Raw genomic sequence first — 12,173 nt, 5'->3', positions numbered from 1 at the left:
TTCGGGCTTTTCCGCTCTCCGATGGCAAGGCCGCGCCCTGTGGATCGTTGGGGCGTCTGTGGCCAGGGCCTGGTCTGCGCCCGCATCCGCGCAGGCTAGTCCTTCAGGATCTCCTGCAAACGGGCCGCTTCGGTGGCGTTGAGCGCCTCGCCTGCGCCCCCCCTCTCCGGTTCTGATCGCTTGCGCAGGTAGACAAAAGCCAGCAGCAGCGCGACCAGCAACATCAACGGCCCCGAGGCCCACAGTAGCCAGTTCGCGCCCCGTGTAGTGGGTTTCAGCAGAACAAATTCGCCATAGCGATCAACGATGAAGTCGATGGCTTCGCTATCGCTGTCGCCTGCAAGCAGCCGCTCGCGCACCAGCAGGCGCAGGTCACGCGCCAGATCGGCATTGGATTCGTCAATGCTCTCGTTGCGACACACAAGGCAACGCAGATCCCGGGACAGCGCGCGGGCGCGGGTCTCAAGCGCGGGGTCGGCGAGAACCTCATCCGGCTGCACCGCCCGCGCGGGCGAGAGTGCCAGAAGACAGAACACCAGACCGGCCATCAGACAGACCACCAAACGGGCACAAAACAGCCGCTTCATTCCGCAGGTACTCCCTGAGGTCGCGCCTTCCTGGCTCCGGCCGCGACGCGGAACCGGCGGTCCGACAGGCTGAGTGCGCCGCCAAGTGCCATCAGCAGGCAGCCGCCCCAGATCCAGTTGGCAAAAGGTTTGATATAGGTCCGTATGGTGAAGCCGCCGCCCTCCTGTGGGTCCCCGAGCACCACATAGAGATCTCGGGTGAACCGGAAATCGATCGCCGCTTCGGTGGTCGGCATCTGGGCCACCGGGTAGACGCGTTTCTCCGGTCGCAGGGTCGCAACAGACTGCCCGTTGCGGCTCACCTCGACGACGCCCATGGAGCTGAAATAGTTTGGCCCCTGTCCATCCTCGACTCCGGTCAGCACCAGCTGATAGGGGCCGACCTGGTACGGCACGTCGATTTCGGCAACGCGAATGTCCTCCTGCTGCCAGGCCGTCAGCCCCGCAATGGCAAAAAGAGTGACGCCAAATCCGCCATGCGCCACCGCCTTGCCCCAATCCGCGCGCGGCAGCCGCAACAGGCGCTCCAGGCGCCCCGATCTGCGTCCGACCCGCGTCCATAGGTCAACCACAGAACCGGATAGGATCCAGGCACCCAGCAGGACTCCAATCGGCCCCAGCAGGCTGTGATCGCCCTGCATCGCCCATGCCAGCCCCGCCAGCGCAACCGCCAGCGCCGCCGCGTAGCGCAGCGACCACAGGGTCCGGCCCAGCCTTGCGCGCTTCCACGGCAGCAGCGCCCCCACCGGCATCAGCACGCCGAGCGCGACTGCAAAGGGGGGGAAGGCTGCGTTGAAAAACGGCGCCCCAACCGAGAGTTTCCGGTCAAAGGCCATCTCTGCCACAACCGGCCAAAGAGTGCCCACAAAGATCACAAAGCAGCTCACCGCGAGAAGGAGGTTATTGGCCACCAGCCCGCTTTCACGGCTGACCATGGAAAACACGCCCCGGGCCTCCAGCGCCTGAGCGCGCAGCGCAAACAGCATCAACGCGCCGCCCGTGAAAACCGCCAGGATCATCAGGATCACAACGCCGCGTTCGGGATCGTTGGCGAAGGCATGGACCGAGGTCAGCAAGCCGGATCGCACGATGAAGGTGCCGATCAACGAGAAACCGAAGGCAAGGATCGCCAGCAGGATCGTCCAGCTTTTGAGGCTTTCGCGCTTTTCGACCACAATGGCCGAGTGCAGCAGTGCCGCCGACAACAGCCATGGCATGAAAGAGGCATTCTCAACCGGGTCCCAGAACCAAAAGCCGCCCCAACCCAATTCGTAATAGGCCCACCAGGAGCCGAGCGCGATGCCGATGGTCAGAAAGATCCAGGCCGCCAGCGTCCAGGGCCGCACCCACCGCCCCCAGGCCGCATCCACGCGCCCTTCGATCAGCGCCGCCACGGCAAAGGAAAACGCCATACTGAGGCCTACGTAGCCGAGATAGAGAAACGGCGGATGAAACGCGAGGCCCGGATCCTGCAGCAAGGGGTTCAGATCCTGCCCGTCAAACGGTGGGTTCACCAGCCGCAGAAACGGGTTTGACGTAAACAGGATGAAGCCGAAGAACGCGACCCCAATGGCGGCCTGTACCGCCAGAACGCGGGCCTTCAACGTCGGCGGCAAGCCATCGCCAAAGACCGACGCCGCAGCGCCGAAAAGGCTGACAATCAGGACCCACAGCAACATGGACCCCTCGTGGTTGCCCCATGTGCCGGAAATCTTGTAGAGCATCGGCTTGGCGGAATGGCTGTTCAGGGTGACCAGTTGCAGCGAGAAATCCGAGGTCACAAAGGCCCACATCAGCGCACCGAATGAAAACGCCGTGAACAGGAATTGCGCCTGCGCGGCCGGTTCGGCAACGGCCATCCAGCCGGGCCAGCGTTTATGGGCCCCGATCAGGGGGACGACCATCTGTATGATGGCGATCATGAAGGCTAGGATGAGGGCGAAGTGACCGAGCTCTGTAATCATGCTTCTTTCTATATCCTCCGCGCCCCTCACCGCCAATCACAAACGACTGCGCCGTGCCGTCGCAGCCCGTGCGGGGATCTCAGGCCCCGGGGCTGCGGTGCCATTCGGCCAGAGCGGGGTTTTTCGACCCCTCTTGCGGATCCCCGGCGGGGGGGCTGGTCAGCCGTTCAATCGAGCTGACCGCCTGCGGCACGCGGGCCAGGCTGCGGGCGATGCCTTCCTGAAACGCCTGCGTCTTGGCCTGACTGCGGGCACCGAAATAAAACGAGACAACAATCCCCAACAGCCACCACAGCGGCTCCGGCACCAGCGCAATGCCCTGCATGCGCGCGGCGAACCACAGCGGATCGACCATTGCCGAGACCATCAACCCGAGCGTGCCCAGGGCAAGCATCGGCCGAGGCAGCCGGTTGACCCCGTCCATCACCTTGTCAAACCTGCCCTTGTCCGAGGTCGCAAATTCCGCCGCAAACTGGGCCAGTGCCGCGCCCTGCAGGTCATGCGCCCGCACCGCTGATCGTTCGGCATTCTCGCGAAACACTTCGACCGTGTCGCGGACCACATTCTTCTGATTGGCGAACAACATGCTCCAAAATTCTGAAAACAAACCCATTTTCTACCTCCAACCTGCGGTACGAGCGGCGAATTCATCATCGCTCAGTTGGTAACGGGGGGAGATGAACGTCTCGGCGCGCCGGATCCAGCCGCCTTTTTCACCGCCACGGGTGCGGGCGTATTTCCGACTGCGCGGACGCCTGTCGGCGATGTCGAAATAATAGTCCCGCCGCGCGATCCCATAGGCATCCACCAGGGCCGAGATATTGATCGCGGCTGCAGCCTCGGCCGCCTTTGCGGTCTGCGCTCCGAGGGTTCCGTCAACGGCGATGTCGAAATTCATCCGGACCAGAAGCCGTTGCAGCAGGCGCACCGCATTGGCGCCTGCATTGACATACATGTCAAAGACGCTCGGCTGCAGAGGCTCCGGCAACAGATGCAGTCGCGGGCGATGGAAATATTCCTTGAGAAAGATCTCGACCGCCTGATCCCGGGTCAGGGCCTGCACATCCCGCGCGGTCACAGCGCCGTCGCCCGTCAGGTCGAGCCCGAGGCGACGCATCGTGCCAATCGTCACGCCATGATTTGTCGCCCCACCCGGATCGTCGGGATCGTTCACATAGCCCCCTTCGCGGGCGACAATTTCATTGGCAATACGGGATACATCCATGCTGTGTCCTCCACCTGGATTCGCAGGCAGAGGCTAGCAACGGGAGTTTGACAACCGGTGCCGGGGGCGTACGTCCCACCTGCAACAGCGCGCCGGTCACCAGTGGTGCGTCCATCAGCGGGCCAGTCAACAGGCGGGGCGTTCAGCTGTCGCTTTCGCGAAACACGCCCTGTTCCTTCAAAGCGTCAGTGACTTCTTTCGGCATGTAGCTTTCGTCATGTTTCGCCAATATTTCAGAGGCTTCAAAGACACCGTCAATGTAGCGGCCAGTCCCGACCATCCCCTGATTTTCCGCAAACAGATCCGGCAGCACCCCTTTGAAAGTCACAGGGACAGTGGCACCGCCATCGGTGACGGAAAAGGTCACGACCTCCCCCTGTCCGCGCTTCAGTGTGCCCTCTTCCACCAAGCCGCCAATCCGGAAGGTCTCAGAAGGGGGCGGCGGCAGCTCCATCACCTGCGAGGGCGAGCGAAAGTAATTGATCCCGTCGCGCATGGCGTATCCAATCAGCGCCGTGGCGCCGACCAACGCCACGGTGGCCAATGCGATGATCTGCATTCGGCGCTGTTTCTTCAAGGATTTCATAGGCCCCTCCGGATCGTCACGGGAACAGTGGCGCCATCATCAGCCCCGCAGTCTCGTCCTCACCTAACATCAGATTGGCATTCTGCAAGGCCTGCCCGCTGCTCCCCTTTGTCAGGTTGTCCAGCGCAACAATCACGATCGCGCGACCGGAGATCCGGTCGGCCGTAACGCCGATATGGACAAAGTTGGAGCCGCGCACATGGTGGGTCGAGGGTGCCTCGCCAAGGGGCAGAAGCTCCACAAAGGGTTCATCGCCATAGGCGTGTTCGAAGGTCCGGTAGATTTCCTCCGCATCGCCTTTGACATAGGTGGTCGCGAGGATGCCACGGTTGACCGGCAGCAGATGCGGCGTGAATTGCACCCGGACAGGCCGCCCCGCAAGCAAAGAGAACTCCTGATCGAATTCACCAAGATGGCGGTGCGTGCTGCCGATGGCATAGGCGTGATAGCCCTCGGACAGCTCGGCATGCAGCAGGTTTTCCTTCAGCGCCCGCCCGGCGCCGGAGACGGCACATTTCATATCGAGGATAATGTCATCCAGATCCACCACCCCGGCCGCGATCAGAGGCCGCAGCGCGAATTGCCCGGTCGCTGCATTGCAGCCCGTGCCCGCCACCAGCCGCGCGGTGGTGATTTCCTCGCGGTAGAATTCGGTCAGGCCATAGACCGCCTCTTGCTGTTGCGCGACAGCGGCATGGGGATTGCCGTACCATTTCTCGTAGTCGGCGGGATCGCGCAGCCGGAAATCCGCCGACAGATCCACGATCTTCAGATCGCCCGGCAGGTTTGCGATCACCTGCTGGCTGGTTTTATGGGGCAAGGCACAGAAACAGAGATCGATCTGAGAGAAGTCGATTTCGTCGATTGTGCAGAGGGTTGGAAGCGAAAGGTGACGCAGGTGCGGGAATACATCCGCCATCTGCATCCCGGCTTTGCGCTCCGCCCCGAGGGCTGCGATTTCGATATTCGGATGCTGAGAGATCAGCCGGATCAGTTCGGCGCCAGTGTAGCCGGATGCGCCAAGAATTGCCACTTTATGGGCCATGTCAGGTCCTCGGAAGTTCACGTGTGGGAGGCGCCCGCGAGACGAAACGGGCGAAACGTAGGGTCGGGCGGCAGGTCAGGCAACCTCAGGCCGCGTCAAAAGAGATTTCTCGTCGGAGAAACTGTGTCGCGCGGCTGCTGACGCGCGCCGGAGTGCCGGTGGTGAAGTAGCCCCCCTGCCCGGTGCCGAGCATCTGCGGATGACGCCCGAGATAATCCGCGAGGCTGTCCGCGACCAGCTGTCCCTGGCTGAATACCTTGACCTCCGGCCCGAGCGCCCGCTGGAAAACCTCTTCCATCAGCGGGTAGTGCGTACAGCCGAGAATCGCCGCCTCCGGTTTTGGCATCTTGCGCAACAGGGCATCGACGTGGCTTTTGACCAGCGCTTCGGCGAGGATCATGTCGCCGTCTTCGATCGCATCCACCACGCCGCCGCAGGCCTGCGCCTCCACATCGACGCCAATCGCACGAAAGGCCAGTTCCCGTTGAAAGGCCCGGCTGGCGACGGTGGCGGGAGTGGCAAAGAGCGCGACATGTTTGACGGCCACCTCACGGGGCGGAGAATTGTCGCCCCACTGACGCTCGGTCAGGGCCTCGATCAGGGGGACAAAGACGCCAAGCACGCGTTTGCCTTTCGGCACGCCAGCCTCCTGCATACGCCGCAGCGCGGCCGCCGAGGCGGTGTTGCAGGCCAGGATCACAAGGTCGCAGCCCCGCGCCCACATGTCATGCACCGCGGCGCTGGTCAGCTGGTACACGTCCTCGGCGTCGCGCACGCCGTATGGGGCATGGGCGTTATCGCCAAAATAGAGGAAATCCACATCCGGCAGGCGCTTTTGCGCCGCGTCCAGAACGGTCAGACCGCCCAAGCCGGAATCGAAAATACCTACTGCCATAATCAACTGCCTTGCGGATGAGCCTTGTCAGGCCCGGTGTTTTTCTTCGAACTCGAACCCGTAGTCATAGGACTTGAGCGGTGTCGGAGACAGCTCATACGTGGCTTTTCGCAAAAAATCCATCATTGCTTTGGAATCCCTGGACAGCGGATCCAGAACATCCCGCCCGATGGGCTCACCTATTGCGACTTTGACCGGCGTATCCACCCGTTTGCGGAATTCCTTGATCAGCAGCCCCATCCGCAGGGTGCAGTGCAAATGCGAGGCGATCTGAAACAGCCGCGAGGTGTGGCCGTCAAAATAGAGCGGCACGACGACCGCATCGGATTTTGCCACCATCCGCGCCGTGAACCCACGCCAGCCCGGATCCATCGGATGGGCAAAGGGTTTGGCCGCAGTGGACACGGTGCCGCCCGGGAAAATCCCGATCGCGCCGCCATTGCCAAGATACTCCAGCGCATCCTTGCGGGTGTTCAGATTGGTTCTCATCGCCTCTTTGCTTTGATCGAAAGAGATCGGCAGGATGACCTTGTTCAGATCTTCGGCCTTGCGAAACACGTGATTGGCCAGAATGCGGAAATCACCGCGCGTCCGCGACAGGATATGCCCCATCATCATCCCGTCGAGGATCCCGTAGGGATGGTTCGCAATCAGGATCACCGGTTTGTCGCGCGGAATATTGTCGAGACTGCCGCCCGTCACATCCAGCGTCAGCCCGTAGCGCTCGACGATCACATCCCAGAAGCTGCGACCGGACGCGACTTCGCTGTCATATCCCTTGGCGCGTTTGATCAGGCGCAGACGGCCGGTGGTATTTTCCATCAACCGGATCATGATCCGCCCCGGCCGGGTCTCGGCGGAGTGGGAATAGGAAATATCGCGAGCGATGTGGCGACGCTCAATCATGTCAGGGGAGTCTCCATAAAGACGACAGATAGTGCACCTGTGCGACAGATGCCCGCCCTCCTAAGGTGGCGCGCTCTCTTTGCCCAGCCTTGATACCATATTCGCGCCAGCAACAGAAGCGACAGTGGCCGCCCCGCCACTATTCGGCGGCTGACTTCATCGGCGATGTACCCTGCGCCAGCGCCACCAGCAACTCCTCGCGCCGTTTGGCCGCCTGTGCTTCGTTCTGCATCTTGACCGGACCAAAGCCCCGGATCTGCAGCGGCAGTTCCGCAAGCGCGATCAGCGCCTCCAGATCCACATCCGCCGCTTTGCCAAGCCAGGTGGCCATATCGGCCTCATATTGGCGGATCAGCGCCCGTTCCATTTTGCGCTCCGCCGTATAGCCGAACAGATCCAGCGGCGTGCCCCGCAGCCGCTTCAGCCGGGCCAGAAGCCGGAACACGCGCTCGGTTCCGGGACCGAACCTGCGCTTCTTCGGTCGCCCGTTGGCGTCCTTTCCACCAAGAATCGGCGGGGCGAGATGAAAGGAAATCTTCAGTTCGCCGTCAAATTCCGCCTCCGCCTTTTCCCGGCTCGACAGCAGCAGCCGCGCCACCTCATATTCATCCTTGTAGGTCAGGAGCTTGTGATATCCTTTGGCGACCGCGTCCTTCAACCGGGGATCTTCGATCCTGTCGAGCATCCGCTGATACCGCCGGGCCAATCCCTCGCCCTGATACTGCACCAGATGCGCGCGGCGGTAGGCGATCTTGTCGTCCAGCGTTTGCGGCAGGGTCACGACATCCGCCGCAAGCATACGCTCCGCCTCCTGTGGATAGAGCACCGCCCAACGACCGATATCGAAGGCGCGCAGGTTCTTCTCCACCGCCGCCCCGTTCAGTTCGATTGCCTGCTTTATGGCCTCAAAGGACACCGGAATGAGCCCTCGCTGCCAGGCGGCGCCAAAGACCATCATATTGGAGAAGATCGAATCTCCCATGGTGACCCGGGACAGTTCCGAAGCGTCAAAGAGGTCAACCCGGTCCCGTAGCCGCGCCTGAAGTGCAACCTGCAAACGGTCACTGGGCAAAGAGAAATCCGTGTTCCGTGTGAAGTCACCCGTGATGATTTCGTGACTGTTGACCACGGCGCCGGTCCGCCCCGCAGAGGTGAGCCCCAGCGTCTTGGCCCCGGCACTCACCACCAGATCGCCGCCGATCAGCGCATGGGCCTCGCCGGTGGCAACGCGGATGGCGCTGATGTCTTCGGGCGCCTCGGCGATGCGGCAATGGATGTGAACCGCGCCTCCCTTCTGGGCGAGGCCTGCCATCTCCATCATGCCGGCCCCCTTGCCATCGATCTGAGCCGCCTGCGCCAGCACCGCGCCGATGGTCACCACCCCCGTGCCACCGACACCGGTGATCACCACATTGTGGGTTCCGACGATCTTTGGCAGCTCGGGCTGCGGCAGCTCCGGCAATTCCAGCGTCGCGGTGGCGTTCTTTTTGACCGTCGCGCCCTCAATGGTCAGGAACGAGGGGCAAAACCCGTTGACGCAGGAAAAATCCTTGTTGCAGCTGGACTGATCAATCGCACGCTTGCGCCCCAGCTCCGTCTCTTTTGGCACAATCGAGACGCAGTTTGACTGCACCCCGCAATCCCCACAGCCCTCGCAGACATCCGAATTGATCAGCACGCGCTGGTCGGGATCGGGAAACAGGCCCTTTTTGCGCCGCCGCCGTTTTTCCGCCGCGCAGGTCTGAATGTAGATGATCGCAGACACACCCTCGGTCTGTTCCAGCCGTCGCTGAACCGACATCAATTCGGCCCGCTCATACATGGGGATGCCGTTGGGAAACAGCTTGACGTCAACCTCTTCCTTTTCGTCATAGACAACGGCGATGTTCTTCATCCCCATCGCGGCCAGCTCATGCGCGATCTGATGCGCCGTGAGCGCCCCTTCGGCCTGCTGCCCCCCGGTCATGGCGACCGCATCATTGAACAGGATCTTGTAGGTCATGGTGGTGCCCGCAGCCAGCGCAGCCCGGATCGCCATGACCCCGGAGTGGTTGTAGGTTCCGTCTCCAAGGTTTTGAAAAACATGGGTTCTGTTGGAAAATGGCGCCTCGCCGATCCAATTGGCCCCCTCGCCGCCCATATGGGTGAAACCGACGGTTTCGCGGTCCATCCACTGCACCATGAAGTGGCAGCCGATCCCGGCATAGGCCCGCGATCCCTCCGGCAGTTTGGTCGAGGAATTATGGGGGCAGCCGGAACAGAAATAGGGCAGCCGGGATGCGATGTCTTCGGCATTGTCGGCCCGCTTCGCATCGTCCAATGCCGCCAGCCCGGCCTTCACCGCCTCTGTGTCACGGCCCTCTTCTATCAGGATGTTGCCCAGTTTTTCGGCGATCATGATCGGATCGAGCGCGTATTTGGTCGGGAACAACTCCTCGCGATGCAAGGACCCCGCGCCGCCTTTGTACCAGCCATACACCCGCCGTCCACGGCGATCATCAAAGAGCGCTTCCTTGATCTGGATTTCGATCAGTTTCCGCTTTTCCTCGATCACCACGATCAGGTCCAGATCCTCAGCCCAATCGTGAAACCCTTTCATATCCATGGGCCAGGTCTGCCCCACCTTATAGGTGGTGATGCCAAGGCGGTCAGCCATGTTTTCGTCGATATTCAAGAGGCTTAGCGCGTGAACCAGATCCAGCCAGTTCTTGCCCGCGGCGACAAATCCGATCTTGGCACCGGGCTTGCCCCAGACCCGTTTGTCCATCTTGTTGACATGGCTGAAGGCCTCGGCGGCAAAGCGTTTGTAGTCGATGATGCGGTCTTCCTGACGGAAGCGGTCATCATCGAGACGAATATTGAGCCCATCCGGCGGCAAATCCATTTTGGGTGTCTGCAGCGAAATCCGCCCCGGGTCGCCGTCCACGACAGAGGTCACCTCGATGGTGTCCTTCATCGTTTTCAGCCCCACCCAAAGGCCGGAAAAGCGAGACAAAGCATAGCCATAGATGCCGTAGTCGAGGATTTCCTGAACGCCTGCCGGGCTCACGATGGGCAGGTAGCAATCCAGCAGCGACCATTCGGACTGATGCAGCACGGTCGAGCTTTCGCCAGTGTGGTCATCACCCATGGCCACCAGCACACCGCCATGTTTCGACGAGCCCGCCATATTGGCGTGACGCAACGCATCGCCAGACCGGTCCACCCCCGGCCCCTTGCCATACCACAGCCCAAAGACACCGTCGTATCTACCCTCGCCCCGGATCTCGGCCTGCTGCGCGCCCCAGAGTGCCGTCACCGCAAGATCTTCGTTCAGGCCGTATTGAAAGGTCACATCGGATTGGTTGAGCAGCTTCTCCGCCCGCTTCATCTGCATGTCGACGGCACCGAGCGGTGATCCCCGATAGCCGGTGACCAGACCCGCGGTGTTCAGACCCGCCGCCACATCGCGGGCCTTCTGCATCAGCATCAACCGGACCAAAGCCTGCGTCCCATTCAAAAGAATGGGCGACTTTTCAAGATCATAACGGTCATTGAGCGAGATCTTTTGCGTGCTCATCCGGTCCTCCTCAACCATGACTAGCGTGCATATTGGATCCAATAATAGGTCATAAGTGCTGACCTGTATAGCCATTTCTCAAAGAATTCACCTTGGTGCCCGGTAACGTTTGAAACTATGACCATCTTTCATGTAGTTTGGCCGAAAGAGGCAGAAAGAGAAAAATACAATGGATTGGGACAAGCTAAGGATCTTTCACGCAGTGGCGGACGCCGGCAGCCTGACCCATGCGGGAGACAGGTTGAATCTGTCTCAATCTGCCGTGTCACGCCAGATACGGGGGCTCGAAGAGAGCCTGAACGCAACATTGTTTCATCGCCATGCACGCGGGTTGATCCTGACCGAGCAGGGCGAATTGCTGTTTGACGCCACCAAGACCATGGCGAAGCGACTGGAAACCGCCTCGGCCAGGATTCGCGACAGCGAAGAAGGCGTGTTCGGCGAGTTGCGGGTCACCACCACCACCGGATTCGGCACGCTCTGGCTGGCGCCACGTCTGGCGAAACTCTACGAACAATATCCCAACCTCAAGATCGACCTGATGCTCGAAGAGCGGGTGCTTGACCTGCCGATGCGCGAAGCGGATGTGGCGATCCGCATGAAAGAGCCAAGTCAGGCGGATCTGATCCGCAAGCGACTGATGACCGTGCAGATGCGGCTTTATGCGTCGCGGGGCTATATCGACAAGAACGGCTGGCCAGAAACCATAGAGGAGATCAGCGAACACCGCCTGATTTGCCAAAGCCTGCGCTCGGCGCAGGTGGGGTCTGCTGCGGTGATGGTGCAAAAGCTGATGACCCACAATCCCCAGTCGATGCTGACGGTCAACAACTACTTCGGCGTTCTTCAGGGGGTGATTCAGGATCTCGGCATCGGCGTTCTGCCGGACTATGTCACCGAGGATTTCCCGGACCTCGTTCAGGTTTTACCGAACGAAGACGCCAACGGGGTCCCGGTATATCTCGCCTACCCCGAGGAATTACGCCACTCGCAGCGCGTTTCCGCCTTTCGCGACTTCGTGCAGGATGAAATCATCACCCACCGCAAGCACATGAAAGAACTCGGAAAAATATAGGTCTCGCCCATTTTTTACACGCCATGCCTCAAAGCTATGCATATTATGCATGGCGGAATTGAGTTAACATGTGTTCCAAAACCCTTGCGAGACCGGGAAACGCACCCTAAATGCATCTTTATGAAGAGCGCGGCGCAAGTCGCACTTCATACCTCCCTGTTGGACTTCGGCCGAGCTTAGTGCTCGGCCTTTTTTTTGGGGCATGGCCCAACCGGAAAAAATAGATCCGGCCCATCAGTCGCCTGCGAGCGACATCTCTCCCATGCGGCATTCGGGCGCTGATACTCCAGATTTTTATGCAGGTCGCCGCTCTGCCGCGCCTGAGACCCGC

10 protein-coding genes are annotated in these 12,173 nt (G+C 60.9%); 1 reads left to right on the top strand and 9 read right to left on the bottom strand.

Annotated elements, in window-relative coordinates; all coding sequences use genetic code 11:
* Positions 1-95: 95 nt before the first annotated feature.
* From FGE21_RS04970 to FGE21_RS04930, 9 genes are all read right to left on the bottom strand, one after another.
* A complete protein-coding gene (locus FGE21_RS04970; RefSeq protein ID WP_139662191.1) occupies positions 96-587 on the bottom strand; it encodes a cytochrome c-type biogenesis protein in 492 nt (163 codons plus the stop codon).
* Complete coding sequence (locus FGE21_RS04965; protein WP_139662190.1) at positions 584-2,551, bottom strand: heme lyase CcmF/NrfE family subunit; 1,968 nt, start codon at positions 2,549-2,551, stop codon at positions 584-586. Before FGE21_RS04965 ends, FGE21_RS04970 begins: the two co-directional genes overlap by 4 nt.
* Positions 2,552-2,630: 79 nt before the next feature.
* Positions 2,631-3,164, bottom strand: coding sequence for a holin family protein (locus tag FGE21_RS04960; RefSeq protein WP_139662189.1), 534 nt, complete (start codon positions 3,162-3,164; stop codon positions 2,631-2,633).
* 3 nt (positions 3,165-3,167) lie between these two features.
* On the bottom strand, positions 3,168-3,776 hold the full coding sequence (locus tag FGE21_RS04955) for a holin-associated N-acetylmuramidase (RefSeq protein WP_139662188.1): 609 nt from the start codon (positions 3,774-3,776) through the stop codon (positions 3,168-3,170).
* Positions 3,777-3,918: 142 nt separating this feature from the next.
* Positions 3,919-4,362 carry a cytochrome c maturation protein CcmE gene (ccmE, locus tag FGE21_RS04950; protein ID WP_139662187.1) on the bottom strand — a complete coding sequence of 148 codons (444 nt, stop codon included), beginning with the start codon at positions 4,360-4,362 and terminating at the stop codon, positions 3,919-3,921.
* 16 nt (positions 4,363-4,378) lie between these two features.
* Entirely contained in the window at positions 4,379-5,407 is a 1,029-nt protein-coding gene (gene argC / locus FGE21_RS04945; RefSeq protein ID WP_139662186.1) for an N-acetyl-gamma-glutamyl-phosphate reductase, read from the bottom strand.
* Between the two features lie 85 nt (positions 5,408-5,492).
* Positions 5,493-6,302 (bottom strand): glutamate racemase, encoded by an 810-nt coding sequence (locus tag FGE21_RS04940; protein ID WP_139662185.1) that lies wholly within the window; start codon positions 6,300-6,302, stop codon positions 5,493-5,495.
* A gap of 27 nt (positions 6,303-6,329) precedes the next feature.
* Positions 6,330-7,208 (bottom strand): lysophospholipid acyltransferase family protein, encoded by an 879-nt coding sequence (locus tag FGE21_RS04935; protein WP_139662184.1) that lies wholly within the window; start codon positions 7,206-7,208, stop codon positions 6,330-6,332.
* Between the two features lie 139 nt (positions 7,209-7,347).
* A complete protein-coding gene (locus tag FGE21_RS04930; RefSeq protein ID WP_139662183.1) occupies positions 7,348-10,767 on the bottom strand; it encodes an indolepyruvate ferredoxin oxidoreductase family protein in 3,420 nt (1,139 codons plus the stop codon).
* A 169-nt stretch (positions 10,768-10,936) separates the two neighbouring features.
* On the opposite strand from FGE21_RS04930, the gene FGE21_RS04925 reads away from it, so the two are divergent.
* A complete protein-coding gene (locus FGE21_RS04925) occupies positions 10,937-11,842 on the top strand; it encodes a LysR family transcriptional regulator (RefSeq protein WP_139662182.1) in 906 nt (301 codons plus the stop codon).
* Positions 11,843-12,173: the final 331 nt, after the last annotated feature.

Origin of the sequence: Phaeobacter sp. B1627 (assembly GCF_006265095.1) — a bacterium.
Lineage (GTDB): Bacteria > Pseudomonadota > Alphaproteobacteria > Rhodobacterales > Rhodobacteraceae > Epibacterium.
The sequence above is the reverse complement of the archived record's forward strand: the minus strand, read 5'-3'. Positions and strand labels throughout refer to the sequence as shown.